The organism is Bradyrhizobium sp. 1200_D9_N1_1, assembly GCF_052075915.1.
In the GTDB taxonomy this organism is placed as follows: Bacteria; Pseudomonadota; Alphaproteobacteria; order Rhizobiales; family Xanthobacteraceae; genus Bradyrhizobium; species Bradyrhizobium diazoefficiens.
Genome location: NZ_CP197226.1, coordinates 4,144,779 through 4,161,069, shown reverse-complemented (window position 1 = coordinate 4,161,069; position 16,291 = coordinate 4,144,779). Strand labels below are relative to the sequence as shown.

18 protein-coding genes and 1 tRNA gene are annotated in these 16,291 nt (G+C 65.4%); 8 read left to right on the top strand and 11 right to left on the bottom strand.

Translation table 11 applies throughout. The features are described 5' to 3' along the window. Positions 1-99: 99 nt before the first annotated feature. Entirely contained in the window at positions 100-1,830 is a 1,731-nt protein-coding gene (locus AB5K84_RS20010; protein WP_110116338.1) for a methyl-accepting chemotaxis protein, read from the bottom strand. A gap of 107 nt (positions 1,831-1,937) precedes the next feature. Between AB5K84_RS20010 and AB5K84_RS20005 the strand changes: the two genes are divergently transcribed. Together AB5K84_RS20005 and AB5K84_RS20000 are read left to right on the top strand one after the other, a co-directional pair. Next, positions 1,938-3,383, top strand: coding sequence for a cryptochrome/photolyase family protein (locus AB5K84_RS20005; protein ID WP_162603818.1), 1,446 nt, complete (start codon positions 1,938-1,940; stop codon positions 3,381-3,383). A 66-nt stretch (positions 3,384-3,449) separates the two neighbouring features. Further along, complete coding sequence (locus tag AB5K84_RS20000; RefSeq protein WP_110116340.1) at positions 3,450-3,752, top strand: histone; 303 nt, start codon at positions 3,450-3,452, stop codon at positions 3,750-3,752. A 74-nt stretch (positions 3,753-3,826) separates the two neighbouring features. Here the strand turns inward: AB5K84_RS20000 and AB5K84_RS19995 are convergent, their stop codons facing one another. The 3 genes from AB5K84_RS19995 to AB5K84_RS19985 all read right to left on the bottom strand — a co-directional run bounded on the left by AB5K84_RS19995 (position 3,827) and on the right by AB5K84_RS19985 (position 6,084). Continuing rightward, positions 3,827-4,570 carry a hypothetical protein gene (locus AB5K84_RS19995; protein ID WP_162603582.1) on the bottom strand — a complete coding sequence of 248 codons (744 nt, stop codon included), beginning with the start codon at positions 4,568-4,570 and terminating at the stop codon, positions 3,827-3,829. A gap of 96 nt (positions 4,571-4,666) precedes the next feature. Continuing rightward, positions 4,667-5,539: a DMT family transporter gene (locus AB5K84_RS19990; RefSeq protein ID WP_110116342.1), complete on the bottom strand. Its 873-nt coding sequence runs from the start codon at positions 5,537-5,539 to the stop codon at positions 4,667-4,669. A 98-nt stretch (positions 5,540-5,637) separates the two neighbouring features. Further along, on the bottom strand, positions 5,638-6,084 hold the full coding sequence (locus AB5K84_RS19985; protein ID WP_011088070.1) for a hypothetical protein: 447 nt from the start codon (positions 6,082-6,084) through the stop codon (positions 5,638-5,640). A 292-nt stretch (positions 6,085-6,376) separates the two neighbouring features. Between AB5K84_RS19985 and AB5K84_RS19980 the strand changes: the two genes are divergently transcribed. Then, complete coding sequence (locus AB5K84_RS19980; protein ID WP_028171432.1) at positions 6,377-6,640, top strand: hypothetical protein; 264 nt, start codon at positions 6,377-6,379, stop codon at positions 6,638-6,640. A 30-nt stretch (positions 6,641-6,670) separates the two neighbouring features. Here the strand turns inward: AB5K84_RS19980 and AB5K84_RS19975 are convergent, their stop codons facing one another. Further along, positions 6,671-7,132, bottom strand: a complete 462-nt coding sequence (locus AB5K84_RS19975) for a host attachment protein (protein WP_028171431.1) — start codon at positions 7,130-7,132, stop codon at positions 6,671-6,673. 336 nt (positions 7,133-7,468) lie between these two features. Here AB5K84_RS19975 and AB5K84_RS19970 point away from each other — a divergent pair, with 336 nt between their 5' ends. The 3 genes from AB5K84_RS19970 to AB5K84_RS19960 all read left to right on the top strand — a co-directional run bounded on the left by AB5K84_RS19970 (position 7,469) and on the right by AB5K84_RS19960 (position 9,175). Further along, complete coding sequence (locus AB5K84_RS19970) at positions 7,469-7,753, top strand: hypothetical protein (protein ID WP_028171430.1); 285 nt, start codon at positions 7,469-7,471, stop codon at positions 7,751-7,753. 139 nt (positions 7,754-7,892) lie between these two features. Beyond that, on the top strand, positions 7,893-8,066 hold the full coding sequence (locus AB5K84_RS19965; protein WP_011088072.1) for a zinc ribbon domain-containing protein: 174 nt from the start codon (positions 7,893-7,895) through the stop codon (positions 8,064-8,066). A gap of 146 nt (positions 8,067-8,212) precedes the next feature. Then, complete coding sequence (locus tag AB5K84_RS19960) at positions 8,213-9,175, top strand: AraC family transcriptional regulator (protein ID WP_060912565.1); 963 nt, start codon at positions 8,213-8,215, stop codon at positions 9,173-9,175. Positions 9,176-9,241: 66 nt separating this feature from the next. Here AB5K84_RS19960 and AB5K84_RS19955 read toward each other — a convergent pair. The 3 genes from AB5K84_RS19955 to AB5K84_RS19945 form a co-directional block, all read right to left on the bottom strand. Further along, positions 9,242-9,318 (bottom strand) — tRNA-Arg (locus tag AB5K84_RS19955). Between the two features lie 152 nt (positions 9,319-9,470). Next, positions 9,471-10,019 (bottom strand): hypothetical protein, encoded by a 549-nt coding sequence (locus AB5K84_RS19950; protein WP_110116343.1) that lies wholly within the window; start codon positions 10,017-10,019, stop codon positions 9,471-9,473. Between the two features lie 162 nt (positions 10,020-10,181). Beyond that, entirely contained in the window at positions 10,182-10,748 is a 567-nt protein-coding gene (locus tag AB5K84_RS19945) for a hypothetical protein (RefSeq protein WP_038967079.1), read from the bottom strand. A 182-nt stretch (positions 10,749-10,930) separates the two neighbouring features. Between AB5K84_RS19945 and AB5K84_RS19940 the strand changes: the two genes are divergently transcribed. After that, on the top strand, positions 10,931-11,317 hold the full coding sequence (locus tag AB5K84_RS19940; RefSeq protein WP_110116345.1) for a VOC family protein: 387 nt from the start codon (positions 10,931-10,933) through the stop codon (positions 11,315-11,317). 57 nt (positions 11,318-11,374) lie between these two features. Here the strand turns inward: AB5K84_RS19940 and AB5K84_RS19935 are convergent, their stop codons facing one another. Continuing rightward, positions 11,375-11,872, bottom strand: coding sequence for a hypothetical protein (locus tag AB5K84_RS19935; RefSeq protein ID WP_011088082.1), 498 nt, complete (start codon positions 11,870-11,872; stop codon positions 11,375-11,377). 258 nt (positions 11,873-12,130) lie between these two features. On the opposite strand from AB5K84_RS19935, the gene AB5K84_RS19930 reads away from it, so the two are divergent. Next, entirely contained in the window at positions 12,131-12,484 is a 354-nt protein-coding gene (locus AB5K84_RS19930; protein ID WP_028171426.1) for a GrlR family regulatory protein, read from the top strand. Here AB5K84_RS19930 and AB5K84_RS19925 read toward each other — a convergent pair whose 3' ends face one another. Both AB5K84_RS19925 and AB5K84_RS19920 read right to left on the bottom strand, forming a co-directional pair. After that, the gene (locus tag AB5K84_RS19925; RefSeq protein ID WP_011088084.1) at positions 12,485-15,172 is read right to left on the bottom strand and encodes a PAS domain S-box protein; all 2,688 of its coding nucleotides are present in this window, start codon (positions 15,170-15,172) and stop codon (positions 12,485-12,487) included. Positions 15,173-15,297: 125 nt separating this feature from the next. Next, positions 15,298-16,212, bottom strand: a complete 915-nt coding sequence (locus AB5K84_RS19920; protein ID WP_110116347.1) for a DMT family transporter — start codon at positions 16,210-16,212, stop codon at positions 15,298-15,300. Between the last annotated feature and the right edge of the window lie 79 nt (positions 16,213-16,291).

The window sequence follows — 16,291 nt, the reverse complement described above, 5'->3', positions numbered from 1 at the left end:
CTAAAAGTCATCCCGGGATGGTCCGAAGGACCAGACCCGGGATCTCGAGATTCCGGGCTCGGTGCTGACGCACCGCCCCGGAATGACCGCGTTGGAGCCCTACGCCGCGTGAACGCGCTCGAGGAAGCCGTCGACCTCGGCCTTCAGATGCAGGCTCTCGCCCGACAGCGCCTGCGCGGAGGCAAACATCCGGCTCGACGTCTCGCCGGTCTCGCTTGCGCCCTTGGCGGCGTGACGGACGTTGACGGCGACCTCGGCCGTACCTGAGACCGCGGCGCGAACGCTGGCCACGATGTTGTGGGTCGCGCTCTTCTGCTGCTCGACCGCAGCCGAGATCGAGCCGGCGATGCCGCTGATGCGCTCGATGGTCTGGCTGATCGCCCTGATGGCGGCGACCGATTCCTCGGTCGCAAGCTGCATGCTGGCGATCTGGTTCGAGATCTCGTCGGTCGCCTTGGCGGTCTGGCCGGCGAGCGTCTTGACCTCCTGAGCCACGACCGCAAAGCCGCGGCCGGCATCGCCGGCACGCGCGGCCTCGATGGTGGCGTTCAGCGCCAGGAGGTTGGTCTGCTCGGCGATCGAGGTGATCAGCTTGACGACGTCGCCGATGCGCGTGCCCGCCTCGGAGAGCTGCGCGATGCGCTGGTCGGTGACCTCGGCCTGCCTCACCGCCTCGGCGGAGATCTCGTTCGATTCCTGCACTCTCCGGGTGATCTCGGAGATCGACTGGCTCAGCTCGTCGGAGGCTGACGCCGCCGAACGCACGTGCTCGGAGGCGTCCTCGGACGCCCCGGCCGACTGTGCGGACAGATCGGCGGTCGAGCGTGCGGTGTCGGTCAATTGCCGCGCCACCCGCTCGAACTCGCCTGACGACGTCAGCACCTTGTCGAGGATGCCGCCGACGCTGCCGCGGAACTGCTCGACGAAGTTGCGCAGGTCGGCCTTGCGCTGCTCGACTGCGGCAGCCGAAGCCGCCGCCTGCTCGCTGCGCATGCGGGCGCGCTCCAGCGAATTGCTCTTGAACACCGCGACGGTGCGGGCGATCTCGCCGATCTCGTCGGCGCGATCCTCGCAATCGATCTCGACATCGCTCTGGCCGTTCGCCAGCGCCGTGAGCGAGCGCGTGACCGAGGTCAACGGCCGGGTGACACGGCGGACGATCAGCAGGGTGAGGATTAGAACCAGCAGCGCGGCGAGCCCGGCGGCGGCGGCCATGCTCGAGATCGCCTGGGTCAGCATTGTCTCGAACTGGGCCATCGGGATGCCGACGTAGAGAATGCCGGCGACCTTGCCGGTCGCGTCCGCGACCGGGAAATAGGCGGTCATGAAGGACTTGCCGAACAGCACGGCCGGGCCCTTGTAGGCCTCGCCACGGCGCAAGCCGGCCTGCGCCGGATGATCGGCGGCAAGCTGGGTGCCGACGGCGCGGTCGCCATTCTCCTTCTTCACATTGGTCGAGCGGCGGACGAACTGCCCGCTCGCCTCGTCGAACACGAACAGGGTTGCGTTGCCCCCGACATAGGACACCGCGCGGTCGACGATGGCGTGATCCCTAAATTCGGGCATCTTGGGGATCTCGGCGCGCGCGACCGCGCCATCCCGCACAGTGATCTTGGCGTCGGGCACGATCTCGGCAAAGGCCAGCGCCAGCGTGCGCAGATTGACCTCGATGTCGCGCAGCGCGCGGTCATTGAAGGCGTTGGTCAGCGACCAATAGCCGGCGCCAACCACGAGCGCCGTGTTTACGGCGATCAGCAGCACGGCGCACAGGACGGCCTTGGTGCCAAGTTTGAACTGCGGCAGGAACTTCGCCGTCGAAAGGCTGGACATGAATGGAATGACCCCCGTAATTCCTGCATAATCGTGCAAGGGGCTTACGGCCGCATTAACGGCGGTTCACGCCGCCCCATGCTTTACAAATTGTAAACGAGGACGCCCTGACCACACCAAGCGCGCCGCCTATCGTCGTCTGGTTCCGCGATGACCTCCGCCTGTCCGATCACCCCGCCCTCCATGCCGCCGCCAAGACCGGTGCGCCGGTGGTTTGCCTCTACGTACTCGACGACACAGCCGGCCGGGCACCCGGCGGCGCGGCGCGCTGGTGGCTGGCACAGTCGCTGCGGGCGCTCGGCGCCGAGATCGCAGCGCGGGGCGGATCGCTGATCCTGCGCAAGGGGCCCGCAGCCAAGGTGATCCCCGAAGTGGCGCGCGAAAGCGGCGCCCGCGCCGTCTACTGGAACGGGATCGCGCAAGCGCCGCATCAGGCAGTTGAGAGGCAGCTCGAAGCGACACTGGCAAAGCTCGGCGTGGAGTCGCAAAGCTTCCCCGGAGACTTGATCGCCCCACCTTCGGCGATCCGCAACAAAGAAGGCCGGGGCCTGCGCGTGTTCACGCCGTTCTGGCGGCGCGTGCTGTCGCTCGGCGATCCGCCAAAACCCCTGCCCGCGCCGAAGCAGCTGCGCCCGGGTCCGAAGATCGCGCGCGACAGGCTGGAGAGTTGGACGCTCGCGCCGACCAAGCCCGATTGGGCGGGCGGCCTGCGCGAGAGCTGGATGCCGGGCGAAGCCTCGGCCCGCGCGCGCCTGCGCGACTTCCTCAAGACGATCGCGCGCGGCTATGCCGGCGACCGCGACCGCCCGGACCGGGTGGGCACGTCAGGCCTGTCGCCGCATTTGCGGTTCGGCGAGCTCAGCCCGCGGCAGGTCTGGCACGCCGCGCGCTTCGCCGCGGCCGAGGATGCGGCGCTCGGGCCCGGCATCGAGAAGTTCCTGAGCGAGCTCGGCTGGCGCGAATTCTGCCGCCACCTCCTCCACGACCACCCCGACCTCGCCACCGAAAACCTGCAAACGAACTTCGACGGCTTCCCCTGGAAGCGCGACACCAAGGCGCTCGCCGCCTGGCAGCGGGGCCGCACCGGCTACCCGATCGTCGATGCCGGCCTGCGCGAGCTCTGGCACACTGGCGTGATGCACAACCGGGTACGGATGGTGGCGGCGTCCTTCCTGGTCAAGCACCTCCTGATCGACTGGCGCGATGGCGAGGCCTGGTTCTGGGACACGCTGGTCGATGCGGATGCCGGCAGTAATCCCGCCAACTGGCAGTGGGTCGCGGGCTGCGGCGCCGATGCTGCGCCCTATTTCCGCGTGTTCAATCCGCAGCTGCAGGGCGAGAAGTTCGATCCCGATGGAACCTATGTCCGGCGCTGGGTGCCGGAGCTGCAAGGACTGCCGGCGAAGCTGATCCACCAGCCCTGGCAGGCGACGCCGATCGAGCTGGCGAGCGCCGGCGTCACGCTCGGCAAGACCTATCCGCAGCCGATCGTCGATCACGCCCGGGGACGCGAGCGCGCGCTCTCCGCCTACGCAAAGATCCGCAAAGGTTGAGGGTTGCTTTGACACAATTTTGAAACCCGCTATCGTCATCGCTCCATACAAACCGTGGGGGACGATATGGACGACGATAAGCCGATCACCGAACAGGCAATGGAGACGATCACCACCGCCGTGGATGCGACCAAGGACGCCGCAGTCACGGCCGTCAAGAAGGTCAGGAAAGCCGCCAAGAAGGTCGCGAAAAAAGTAGCGCCGAAGAAGGCCAAGAAGGCTTCCAAGAAGATGGCCAAGAAGACTTCGAAGAAGGCCGCAAAGAAGTCGTCGAAAAAGGCGGCCAAGAAGACCGCGAAGAAGGCCGTGAAGAAATCCGCGAAGAAGGCCGCCAAGAAGAAAAAGAAGGCCAAGAAGTCCAAGCGCTGATCGCGCTCCCGAGAGCAGACACGAACAAGCCTTCGGGTGCGGACGCGCCCCCGGAGGCTTCTCCCCGCAATAGCCTATCCTCGCCGCTTGGCTGCGCGCCGCCCCGGATGATGGACCCCTCGCGGGTCGCGAAATTCGCTGCGATGGCCGCGCCGGTCCTCCTTGGCAAAGCGCCGCCGTTTCTCGGGCGAGCCGAACTGCTTGATCACCCGCCTGCCGTTGACCTTCTTGATGACGTAGCCGCCCTCGGTCATCGAGAACGGCTCCTTCAGCGTTCCCTTGTGGTCGAACTTGGTGCCGCGCGGATGCTCAAACGGCTCGAACCAGGACGGATAGACGAAGTTCGACATCTCGAAGCCGCCGACGCGGAAGGAGTCCTCCTCGACGGCGTCGCAGACCTCATAGGCGTATTGCGTGTTCCTATTCTTGTCGGCCCAGAGATTGGCCATGGGGTCGAGCACCATCTCGAACAGCTCGTGCGAGGCCGCGACGCTGACGGGCTCCTCGCCCAGCGCCTTGACGAAGATCTTCGAAATCGGCTGGCCGCGATGCGTCAGCTCATGGCGCCCGAGCAGCCCCTCATGCGAGGCGTCGTCGAAATAGACGAGCTGCCAATCGGTGGGCTTCGGCCTTTTCGTGACATAAAGGTCGACCGGATAGCCCCACACCGGCAGGAAATGCTTGTCGTAACATTTCTGGAGCGCCGCGGTGAGCTGGCTCATCATGCGGCCGCTGATCGTTTCCTCCGCGTAGTTGATGCAGGCAATCCGGACCGGCTTCAGGGACCGGCCGAGCAGCGCACGTCTCGCCTTCTTCATGGAGGTCACCGCGTGAAAGGGAAGCTGAAATGCGGCCAGCCTAACACGGCGCGCCGCGCACGTCAGGGATGTATGCCGTCGCCTCGCCCCGTCAGCCTAGACGCGCCGGTTGACCACGAACACCGCGGCCGCGCACATCGCCATGCCGGCAATCGCCATCGCATCGAGCTTCTCGTCGAACAGTGCGTAAGCCATCAGCGCGGTCACGGCGGGAACGAGATAGAACAGGCTCGCGACCGACGTCGCCGCGGCGTGGCGGATCAGCCAGTACAACAGCCCGATCGATCCGATCGAGAGCGCTACAGTGAGCCAGGCGAGCGCGAGCACGAACTCCCGCGTCCAGTGCACCACGCGATCCTCGAACAGGAAGGCGCCGATCGCGAAGAAGACGGTGACGGCCACATATTGCACGAAATTGCCGGCGCGCCAGTCGATGTGGTTGCAGTAACGGCGCTGATAGAGCGTGCCGAGTGTGATGCTGATCAGCGAGACCACCGAGGCAAGCCAGCCGAGCCCGGCTTCGCCGGTCATGGGACGGTTGTGCAGGATCAGCACCACGCCGCCGAGGCCGAGCACGAGCCCCGCCCATTGCAACGGCGTCACCTTCTCGCCCAGCCAGCGGTTGGCGATGGTCGAGGTCAGGATCGGCTGCAGGCCCGGAATCAGTGCGGAGAGCCCGGCCGGAATCGAATGCGCGATCGCGATCGCGGTGCCGCCGAGATAGAAGCCATGGACGAGGATGCCGGCAACCGCGCTGTGCGCGATGCCAATACGGTCGGGCCATTTCGGCCGCGCAATGCCTGCGATGATCGCCATCAGGCCGACCACGATCGCCATGCGGATGGCGAGATAGGTCAAGGGATCGGCGTTGCTGATGACGTATTTGGTGCCGATGAATCCGGTGCTCCAGAGCAGGACGAACAGGATCGGCGCGGCGCGTGCGGTCAGGGCTTCTTGATTATGGTTCATTGCCGCCCTCATTGCCCCATGGGGGCCGATGCGGCAATGCGAATTTCTCGCCTAGCGATGCTGCGCTGCGACGAGCGGCAGCGGCTCGGATCAGCCGCTCACCATTCTTCCGGACAGGGGTCGATGATCTTCCAGAGCTCGACGCCGTTCTTGATCTTCTTCATGTCGGTGGTGAGCCCGCCATTGCGGCGGATCCAGTCCTTCACCGTGTCAGGATAGTAGGACATCAGGTCGGACGTCCCCTCCGAACTGGTGACCTTGATGCCGAAGGTGAAGGCCTTGTCATAATAGGCCTGATGGAAGCCGAGGCTGGCGCGCGGCGTTACGCAGATCTTGTTCATCGGCACGATGCCGAGCACGAGCGTGCAGGCCGAATTGCAGATGCCGTCGATGATGACGCGCTCGCCCTTCTCGCGGACACGCTTGTACTTGGCCTTGTACTCCTCGACATAGCCGCCATGGTCGCGGGTAATGTGCAGCTCGGCCCGCGCCGGCGTGGCGGCGGCGAGGCAGAGCAACAGCAGGCTCAAAAGCGTGATGCGCATGGCGGCGGACGACGAAAGCCTTCAGGAATGGGACCGGCCTCGAAGGACCCCCAAAGGGCCGGCAACAGGATTCTAAACTGAATTCTCTTTGGTCATACTTGTGTGGGGAATTCGTTAAGCATCCCGAAAAGGCCAAAAATGGGCAGGGTCCGGCCGCACTTCCGGCAATTCTGTCACACCCACCCGGGAATCGGCGGGACTGGCCCCGTTTTCCGGCCGCCGGACAGGTGTCCTGGCGGCTTGAAATGGCTATAACCGGACGACCTATTCGCGCGGGTTCCGGAGAATCGAGATGAGCAAGTTGAAGCTTGTAGCCGCGGTTGCTGCCCTGTCGGCCGCAATCCTAGCCCCTGGTCTCGCGGAGGCGCGGGGACATCACCGGTACCACCGCTCCTACGTCAACCCGCTGCCCTACCCGATCAGCTATCTGCACAATTACGGCCCCGGCATCACCCCCGGCACCTTCGCCTATTACGACGGCCCTTCGACGAACCGCTGCTACCAGAGCGCGGCCGCCTATGTCGGCCAGGACCGCCGCCGGCACCCCTGCTTCTGAGGGGCGCCGGCGCGTCCGCTGCGGGCGTCCCTATCTGGCGGCGCCCGACAGCAGCAATTGCTTCTCGATCTCGTAGACCGGCAGCTTGACGAGGTCCTTGCCCACCTCGCCCTGAAGCGCCTTGCGCACGACGTCCGAATAATCGGCGCGGATCATGCCGAGCGCACGCGGCGAGGCCACCATGGTCAGGGCCGACGTTTCGCCCGAGCTGACCGCGGCGTCGAGCCGGCTGGCTAGGCCGCGCAGAAAGGCGCGCTCGGCCTCATCGTGCCAATCGGTCTGCTCGACCGAGCTGCGCGCACCGCCGGCTGCGCCATGCAATCGGCCCGGCGCATCGCTCCCTTGTGCGCTCGTCGGGGGATTGGGCTGCTCGTGCACCTCCCTGGTGTGCAGGTTCGGAAACATCTCGTCGCCGAGGTTTTCCAGAATGAGCGCCTTGCGCCCGTCGCACACGACCAACCAGTCACCCTTGTCGATTCTCATCTTGTCCATTGCACAGCTCCAAACAAACAGTGGGCCCCGGACCGATGCGGACGACCGACCGAACGCTCTTCGTATTCCACGAAGGGCGGCCCACGGCGACAAGACTAGGGAGGAAGCCTCGAAGATGAATTGCGCAGGATCAAGGTTAGTGGCGACGTCCCGCGATGCGGCCGCGAGGCAAGCACGGCATGGCCAGAGGCGCGGAGCTGCAGTAATCTGGCACAGCCGGATCAGGCCCGCGGCGGAGCGACTGAAGATTTGTTCATCAGCATTACATTTCGGTTCCGCCACAATTTGATCAGAACAACTTCGATATCCTGCATCGCGTAAGCGGAGGAAGACATTATGAATCTGAAGATTGGCCTCGTCGCCGCGTCCCTGTTCGGTGCCCTCGCGGCATCGCCGGCGGCGTCCGCCATGCCCATCGCGCCTGCACCTGCTGTCCCGCAGGTCTCCGACGTCGAGCAGGTCCGCATGGTCTGCGATGCTTGGGGGCGCTGTTTCTGGCGTCCGAACTATTATGGATATTACGGCCCGCGGCCGTACTACGGCCCCCGATATTATGGACCGCCGCGCTACTACGGCGGCTACGGCCCGCGCTATTATGGTTACGGCTATCGCCGCTGGTAACATTCGAAGGGGCCCTCGGGGCCCCTTCGCTTTTGCAAGATCGCGGATGGTCCACGCGCGCCTGTTCGGCCGGTCTGGAGCAATTCCAAAACTGATCTAGATCAAAGAGAAAAATTCGCCGCGCCGACATTCTGCGACGATGGCCGACCTGATTGTTTTTCGATGCCCCCAGACGGGCATGAATGTGCAGACGCATCTGGAGAAGCAGCAGATACCGGAGGGACGGAGCTTCGAGTCCTTCGTCTGCCCCGCCTGCACGCGCATCCATTTCATCGACCTCGCCTCCGGCCAACCGATGAACCGGGAACGTTGACGGTGACAATGATCTGACGGACGCCTTGGCATGATGTCCGCAATACTACGGCCCGGAATCCGGTTTACTGAAGCGCGATGTTTCGCCATTGATGGCGATGTACCGACGTTCATTTTATTGTCACATTGCAGCAGCCGGCCAGACGCATGTTCGACGCCTTCGCCCCGTCCTCCGCGCTTCAACTGATCGACTTTGCCGATGTCGATGCCTTTCGGCCGATCGAGTCGATGGAGGACGCTCGAAGCATTCCGCTCGACGTCCCGAACTTCGCGGCCGCTCGCGCCGTCGTCTCTCTGCCGGCGTGCCGCATCATCGTGATGAGATCGTTCGCGCGCATCCTCGACACCGCCTATCGCATGCCGGGCGGGATGGTGATCCTGTCGATGACCGACGACCTTCTGGTCAATTCCAAGGGAATGGATCTCGACGCGCGCTTCTTCGTTGCGCTCCGCGGCAACGACGAATGCCATTTCGTCGAACCCCGCACGAACTATCATGCGATGATCATCTTCTCTCCAGGCCTGAAAGACCGGGGCTGGTTCGATCATGCCGACGATTTGCGGGCCTATGTCGCGAACCGGCCGGCCCTGCTGCACACACGGCAACTCCTGCTCGACATCCTGCGAACCGCGTCGGTGCAGCCGCTCCTGTTCGAGACCACCGAGGCCGCCGCCCATCTCCAGGAAGGCCTGCTGCTCGCGCTCGACGATTTGTTTCGGATCGACGCGCGACCGGAGCGGAGCACCTCGGTCCAGGGCGGGCGGTCGGCCAAGCTCGTGCAGTGGATCGACGAATACGTCGCGGCCTATCCGACCGCTCCGATCTATACGGCCGACCTCGCCGGCGAGTTCGGCGTCTCGATTCGGACGCTCGGCGGCGCAGTCAGCAAGGTGCGCGGCATGAGCCTGCACCAGTACATCCGCCTGAAGAGACTGTGGGCGACACGCGCCCGACTGCTGAAAGGCGGCGGCGCCACCGTCGCCACCTGCGCACGTGCCCAGGGTTTCCATCACATGGGCGAGTTTGCCGCGGCCTACCGTGCGACCTTCCACGAGGCGCCCTCGGACACGCTGGCGCGGGGGCGGCAGATCGGACTTCCGGCAAGCTGACAACGCACGCCGTGCGACGCTGACCGGCATTGGCGCCAGTTCGGAACATATCCGGAACATCAAGACTGGCGCGCTCGGAAGGATTCGAACCTCCGACCCTCGGAATCGAAATCCGATGCTCTATCCAGCTGAGCTACGAGCGCCCTGGCCCGAATATCGGGCCGCAACCGAGAAGCGCCGGACCGTTGCTGGCGAGCCAGCGTACCGGGCGGCGTTCGGACGCGTTCGAATTAGCAGAGAGGCTGGCCAATAAAAAGCCCTTCCCGTCTCGTTTCGAGACGGGTCAGAGGCGCTCTCACCAGGTCGTGTTGAAGAGGCCGAAATGCGGCTGCTGGGCCACCATCATCGGCCGGCCGTATTGTGGCCCACCAAACTGTGGCCCACCATAATACTGCGGCGCCGGATGCGCCCTTGCGATCTTGCGCTTGGGCTGAGCCCGGGCCGGCGAAGCCGCCGGTATCTCCGCCTGGGCCTGGGCCGTCTTCCTGGCTGCAGCGGCATCGGCCTTCGAGCCCGGCGTAAACTGGGCGAAGGTCTCGCGGACCCGCGCCTTGGCCGACATCTCGGCGAGCGCCGCCGAGGCGGCATCCTGCACCGGCGGCTGAGGCGCAACGACAGCTGCGGCTGCGGTCTTCATCGCGGGCGGGGCAATCGTCGGCTGGGTGGTGTCGAGCACGACGCGCTCAGGCAGGTGCCGATCGGACCGGATCCGGATCAACGGCTGGTCATTGCTTGCGGTCGCGACGACTGGCGTCACGGGCGAGGCCGGCACAACGAAGTTCACCGCAAACAGCAGTGCGAGCAACGCTCCGCCGACAAACATGAAATACCGAAAGATGGGCATTGGCCGCGCTCCGCCCCCCGCAATCCCCGCGTGGGCACTCCGCCTTAACAGGCGATACTATAATTGGTTCCTGGCCCAGCCCTTTGGTTCAAATGGCAACCCCAGGTTTTTCTGCCAAGGCCCGGTAAGGGTAACTTTTCCGCTACCCGAAAATGCCGCCCTTTACGCGCGACGGGCTGCAACCAGCGAACACTTCGCCTGATCGGCATTGACGTTGACGTAGCCGACAGGGATGCGCGCAAAGGTCTTGCGGCTCTTCATGCTGACCGTGTCGGCCAGAACGCGGCTGCGGTCGGTGAGATGACTGCCGTCGCGCCGTGCGAACGCGCAAACGATCGCCAAATCCTTTACGGCATAGTCATTGTCATTTCGCAGCGTGAACGTCACCAGCGCCTTCGAGCCAAGGCCGCCGCGGCGCCAGGTCTGGGAGGAAATCCTGAGACGGTCGAGTTCTGCCGCAGCCTGGGCTTCGGACCCCGGCGTGACCGCAACTGCCGCATCGCCCGAAGGCGCCATCTCGACGGATGCCAACTCCGGCTTCACCGGTTCAGCGCTGTTGCCTTTGGAGAGCGGCAGCAGCATCCAGACGCCGCAGCCCACGATGATGGCGGCCAGCAGCCACAGAATGCTTCGGCCAAATGATACGCTCGCGACCGTCACGACCCGCGCCGTGCGCTCACCAATGGCGGCGAAGCGTCCCAACCCGACCCGCTCAAGCCCTGCGCTCATGGCTGCATCACCGATGGTGGCCGCAACAGGTTCGACGGCGGACGCGGCCACTGCTTACCTTAATCCCGGAGACGAACTAAGGTTCCCGCGCTTCAAGCGAGTCGGCAAGGACGGTGGCGATCACCCTCCGGGGCCGCTAACATGCGCCGCAATATCGAAAGACCCTGTTGGGAGAACATGAAATGCCAATCGCCGTCACCTGGGATCACGTCCATCTGCGCAGCCCCGATCCCGAGACCACGGCGGCTTGGCTGCGCGACATCCTCGGTGGCGAGATCGTGCGCGCGCCCGGACGGATCGACGTGAACCTCGGCGGCGCCAGGATCTTCATCGCCCCGCTCGAGGGCGACAACGCCGTCAGCCCGCCGCCGCCGCATCCGCACCAGGGCCTCGATCATTTCGGACTCACGGTGAAGGACATCGACGCCGTCGCGGCCGAGATCAAGGCCAAGGGCGTCACGTTCACGCGTGAGCCGACGACGATCCGGCCCGGCGTGCGCATCTGCTTCATCCGTGGCCCCGAAGGAATTTCCGTCGAGCTGCTCGAGCGCGACAAGAAATACACCTGACGCGGCGCACGCCACATCGGCCATCAGCGAGACCAGGCGGCGTGCCGCCTGGCGCAGCTAAGTCATGCTGCCGGGCATGAAGCAGCGGATGGTGACGCCCATATAGCCGTAGATCGGCCACACCATGGTACGCCCGACCCGGTTCGGCTCCGAGATCACGGCCTCCTCAGGCACGTCGACCCAGACGAGTTCCTGCTTCTGGCCCTCGAGCGCGTAGCCATAGCGCGGGACGCGGACACGATAGTGCCCGTCCTTGCTGTCCCAGTCGGTGTCCGAGAGCGCCGAGCCGTCGGCATCGGAGCAGCACGGCCCCTTGCCGCTTCGCAGGCCGTCGAACCAGGCCTTCAAATCCGCATTGGTGTTGACGAACTGGCCGCGGTCACGGGCATGCCCGAAGGGGGCTGCTAGCGCGATCAAGGCCGAGGCGCATGCCAGCTTCGTCACGCTTCGCCAGCGTACCGCGCTGCCTATCCGCCGTCGTTCGCTTTTGCAATTCGTGGGACGCGCACTGTACAGACGCGGCTGATCGCCGCCGGAATCGATCCAGTTGCTCACGTTTGTCTTGCTCCAGCACCCCGCGGCCAGTGCAACAATGGTTATGCATTTCGCGGGCCAACTTGATTCGCAACGACGGGCCTCGCCTCATGATGAGACCGTCATAACCGCGTCATAGACAAGCCGGGACAATTACGGTCCGCGCCACGGAATAGCTTGCCGGCCGGCAAACTGCCGCGTTGCGCGAGGGGATACGCTTTGGCATAAAAGCTCTACCGGTTACGCCATTGGGCGATGGTGGCCGGCCTGCGGGACGTTATGAAGAACGGCCTCTATTCGATCCACGTGAACCTGCTCGATGGTCGAGCCGGCAAGGGCAGCGGCGTGATTCTTTTCCGCGACGGCAAGATCCTTGGCGGCGATGCCTACCTCTATTACACCGGCAGCTACGTGGTGAAGGATGACCACTCCTTCAAAGGCGAGGTGCTGGTGCAGCGGCACACCTCACCGCGGGGCGACGACAATCCGCTGTTCGGCGGACCGGCGCCGGTCGGCATCGGCGTCAGTGGGACCTACACGGACACGCGCGCGGAGATGACGGGAACGGCGCTCGTCGGCAAGGCCAGCCTGATTTTCGGCGCTACTCTGCACAAGCTCGCCGAAGTCGACTAGCTATTCCGCAGCCTGCTCGAGCGGCGCCGTGCGCGGCAGGATAATCTGGATGCGCGTGCCCCCGCCCGGCTCGGAATCGAGATCGAGCCGGCCGCCGAGCCGGTTGGTGACGATGCTGTAGACGATGTGCAGCCCGAGTCCGGTGCCGCCCTGGTCGCGCCGCGTCGTGAAGAACGGATCGAAGGCGCGGCGGCGGACGTCGAGCGACATGCCGCAGCCGTTGTCGGAGAAGATGATCTCGACATTGTCCTTGCCGGACTCGCGCACCTGGATGTCGATGATCCCCGGACGCCCGTCGGGAAAGGCGTGCGCCACCGAATTGAGAAACAGGTTGGTCAGCACCTGCCCGTACGGGCCGGGATAGCTGTTCATGGTCAGGTTGGGCTGGCAATCGACGTTGAGCGTCAGATTGTGTTTGCGCAGGCCCGGCCGCAGGCTCATCACCACCTGCTCGGTGAGGTCGCCGAGGTCGAAGCTGCGCTGGTCCGAATAGTTGCGGTCGGCCGCGACCTGCTTGAACGACTGGATCAGCTCGGCGGCGCGGTTGAGATTGGAGACCAGCTGCGAGGATGCGTCGCGGCTGGTGTTGAGGAACTCGTTGAGCGTCGAGCGGCGGAGCTCGCCGCGCTCGACCTCGGACGTGAACATCGCGGTCTTGCGCTCCAGCGCGGAGGCGACCGTCAGGCTGATGCCGACGGGATTGTTGACCTCGTGAGCGACGCCGGCGACCAGCCGTCCGAGCGCGGCGAGCTTCTCCGCCTCGATCAGCGAGGCCTGGGTCTCGCGCAGATTGCGCAGCGCGGTCTCCGCCGATTCCTTGGCTTTGCGCATCTCCTGCTCGCCGCGCTTGCGCTCGCCGATGTCGAGCGCCACCGTGACGATCCGCTCGATCTCGCCCTCGGCATCGAGCAGCGGCAGCTTGTTGACAAGCCATTGGCGCATGTTGCCGGAGGCGTCCTTGTACTCCTCCTCGTAGAAGCCGAGCCCCTTACGGAGCCTCAGCACGCGCTTGTCGTTCTCGTCAGTCTTGGCCGCGCCGTAGCGCGACATCAGGTCCGCGGTGGTGCGGCCGAGCGCATCGCCAGGCTCGATGCCGAAGATGCCGGCCATGTAGCGGTTCATCAGCACATAGCGCAGGTCGCGGTCCTTGACGTTGATGACCGCGGGCACGGTATCGATGACCTGCTGGAGCAGGCGCCGGCCCTCGGCGATGGCGTCTTCCGCCCGCTTCTGGTCGGTGATGTCGCGCAGCGTGCCCTCGTAGCGGATGATCTTGCCCTGCTCGTCCCGCACGCCGGTCGCACTGTCGGAAAGCCAGAGGATGTCGCCGCTGCGCTGGCGCACCTGGTACTCGAACTCGCGCACCATGCCGTCGCGATGCATCAGCCGCTGATACTCGACGCGCGCCTCGGGGTGGACGTAGATTGTATGGGCGATGTCGTTGATGCTGTCGATGAGGTGCTGCGGGCTATCATAGCCCATCATCCGCGCCAGCGCCGGATTGGCGTTGAGGAGGTCGCCGGCCGGCGTCGTCACATAGATGCCGTCGACCGAGCCCTCGAACAGTTTCCGGTAGCTCTCTTCGGCGAGGCGCTGCTCGGTGAGCGCGCGCACCGCCGCCTCGCGCGCGGTGTCGGCTTCTTCCAGCGCGCGGCGGAACACTTCGGCGGCGCGTGCGATGTCGCCGATCTCGTTGTCGACGTCGGCGGACGGGATCGAAGTGTCTTTCTGGCCGGCCGCGAGCGCGCGAATCGATCGTGCGATCTGGGCCAGCGGACGCACCGTCCGCCGCACCACGAAGCCGGCCGCGAGGATGCCGATCAGCACGCCGATGCTGCCGAGCACGATGCTCTGCCACCGCGCCTCCGTGAGCGTGCGGGCGAAATCGCGCGACAGCACATGGCCGCGCCTTGCGCTGACCTCGCGCAGCAATTCGGTGACGCGGCCGATCAGCCGGCCCTCGGTGCCCAGCACCTCGCGGTCGATGTCGGCGATCTGCCGCTCCCGGACGGCGACCGCCATGATCGCCTCGGCGTAATCATTCACGGCCGTCCGGAGCTTGGCGTCGGCGATGTCCATCGTCCGCATGTTCTGCGCGGCCTGCTCGGCCGCGGAGGGATTACGCGCGAGCAGCCCGAGCGCGATCCGGCTCTGCGCCTCGGATAGGCGCGAGGCGAGCTCGCGGTCCGCGGTGCCGGAGACCGCCGCGTCGAACTGGTCGCGCAGCGGCGGCAGGCCGGCAAGCAGCTGGGCGCGGCGGTCGATCAGGGTGGAGATCCGCTCGAGGCCGTTGCGATAGGTCGCAAGGCGCTCGGTGACCCCGTCGATCATGTCCTGCTGCTCGGGCGCGAGCTCGATACGGGTCTTCTTCAGGATGTCGCTGAGCGTCGAGGCCGCCTCGCCCACCTGCTTGAACTGGATGCCGGCGCCGGGGTCGGTGACGAAGTCGCGCGCAGCAAGGCGCAATTCGTTCATGCGGCGGTCGATGTCCTCGGCAAGGTCGCCGACGCTCTGGAGCCGCTGCAATTCGGCGAAGGTCGTGTCGATGTGCCGGATCGCGATCACGCTCGCGGTCGAGGTGACGATGATCACCGCCAGCACCAGGATGAAGCTTCCGAACGTAAGCTGGCCGATGGACAGCGAGAAGATTCGCTTTTTCTCGGGGGGCGGCGTCAAGTCGGCGGACATTGGTGCGTTGAGGGACCGGGCTGTTGGAAGCCCAATATACGACGTATTGCACGCCCGGGGGAACCTGCCTCCCGCCTCGGAATATCCTTAATATCGTGGTTCTCGGCCCGTCCTCCTCGCCGGCTTTATGACGTTTTGACGCTCGCCTGCCGCCAGGCCGGGATCGTCATGGCGGCAACGCCGAGGACGACGCAGGCCAGCCCGATCCAGGCGGTCCGGCTCAGGGTTTCGCCGAGGAAGGCGACACTGATGGCGACCCCGATCGGCACGCGCAGATAAGCCTGCGCGGTGGTCCCGACCGAGCCCAGGGTCTGGATCAGGCGGAAATAGATCGCGAACGCCGCCGCGGTCGAGAACACCGCGAGCGCGAGCAGCGCCAGCACGGAACTCAGCGACGGCGATAGCGTCCAGGGCTGCTCGACAACCAGCGAGGCCGGGATCAGGACGGCCGCGCCCGCCAGCAGCGAGCCGGCGGCGGGCGCCATCGGGTCGAGGCCCCTGAAGCTGCGGCCGAAGATCGCGGCGCAGGCGTAACAGATGGTGGCGGCGACGATCGCCGCCTCCGCGATGAGGCCGCTGCCGATGTCGTGGACGGTATCGACGCCGACGATCAGCAGGATGCCGGCCATGCCGGCGACCACGCCGAACAGCTTTCGCGGTGTCGTCGCCTCGTGGCGGGTCACGACCGCCGTAAGCAGGAAGGTGAAGATCGGCCCGGCCGAGTTGAGGATGGTGGCGAGCGCGGCATCGACATGGCGTTCGCCCCAAGCGATCAGCGTCCAGGGGATGACGCTATTGAGCACGGCCTGGAACGCGAAGCGCTGCCAGGTCGCGGCATCCGTCGGCATTTTGATGCCGCGCGCCCGCATGACGATGAGCAGCAGCAGGCCGGCGATCGCGGTGCGCGCCGCGATCAGCGTGATCGGCGGAATGGTGGCGACGCCGAGCTTGATGAAGGTGTAGGAGCCGCCCCACAGCGTTGCGAGCGCGACGAGCAGCGCCAGCTCGACGGCGATGTTGGTGTCCTGCCGGTTGTCCATTGTGCGCTCCGTCCATTCCGCGATGGACGGAACCTAGCGCGCCCGCAAGCGCCAATACTTCGCTGCGTGTCGAAGTGTA

Excerpts from the sequence above, each read along its gene's own strand:
- AB5K84_RS19945 (WP_038967079.1), bottom strand. The coding sequence starts at position 10,748 with ATGAGCGCAGGGCTTGAGCGGGTCGGGTTGGGACGCTTCGCCGCCATT.
- AB5K84_RS19950 (WP_110116343.1), bottom strand. The coding sequence starts at position 10,019 with ATGCCCATCTTTCGGTATTTCATGTTTGTCGGCGGAGCGTTGCTCGCA.
- AB5K84_RS19970 (WP_028171430.1), top strand. The coding sequence starts at position 7,469 with ATGAATCTGAAGATTGGCCTCGTCGCCGCGTCCCTGTTCGGTGCCCTC.
- AB5K84_RS19965 (WP_011088072.1), top strand. The coding sequence starts at position 7,893 with ATGGCCGACCTGATTGTTTTTCGATGCCCCCAGACGGGCATGAATGTG.
- AB5K84_RS19960 (WP_060912565.1), top strand. The coding sequence starts at position 8,213 with ATGTTCGACGCCTTCGCCCCGTCCTCCGCGCTTCAACTGATCGACTTT.
- AB5K84_RS19930 (WP_028171426.1), top strand. The coding sequence starts at position 12,131 with ATGAAGAACGGCCTCTATTCGATCCACGTGAACCTGCTCGATGGTCGA.
- AB5K84_RS19925 (WP_011088084.1), bottom strand. The coding sequence starts at position 15,172 with ATGTCCGCCGACTTGACGCCGCCCCCCGAGAAAAAGCGAATCTTCTCG.
- AB5K84_RS19920 (WP_110116347.1), bottom strand. The coding sequence starts at position 16,212 with ATGGACAACCGGCAGGACACCAACATCGCCGTCGAGCTGGCGCTGCTC.
- AB5K84_RS19985 (WP_011088070.1), bottom strand. The coding sequence starts at position 6,084 with ATGCGCATCACGCTTTTGAGCCTGCTGTTGCTCTGCCTCGCCGCCGCC.
- AB5K84_RS19975 (WP_028171431.1), bottom strand. The coding sequence starts at position 7,132 with ATGGACAAGATGAGAATCGACAAGGGTGACTGGTTGGTCGTGTGCGAC.
- AB5K84_RS19995 (WP_162603582.1), bottom strand. The coding sequence starts at position 4,570 with ATGAAGAAGGCGAGACGTGCGCTGCTCGGCCGGTCCCTGAAGCCGGTC.
- AB5K84_RS20000 (WP_110116340.1), top strand. The coding sequence starts at position 3,450 with ATGGACGACGATAAGCCGATCACCGAACAGGCAATGGAGACGATCACC.
- AB5K84_RS19980 (WP_028171432.1), top strand. The coding sequence starts at position 6,377 with ATGAGCAAGTTGAAGCTTGTAGCCGCGGTTGCTGCCCTGTCGGCCGCA.
- AB5K84_RS20010 (WP_110116338.1), bottom strand. The coding sequence starts at position 1,830 with ATGTCCAGCCTTTCGACGGCGAAGTTCCTGCCGCAGTTCAAACTTGGC.
- AB5K84_RS19940 (WP_110116345.1), top strand. The coding sequence starts at position 10,931 with ATGCCAATCGCCGTCACCTGGGATCACGTCCATCTGCGCAGCCCCGAT.
- AB5K84_RS19990 (WP_110116342.1), bottom strand. The coding sequence starts at position 5,539 with ATGAACCATAATCAAGAAGCCCTGACCGCACGCGCCGCGCCGATCCTG.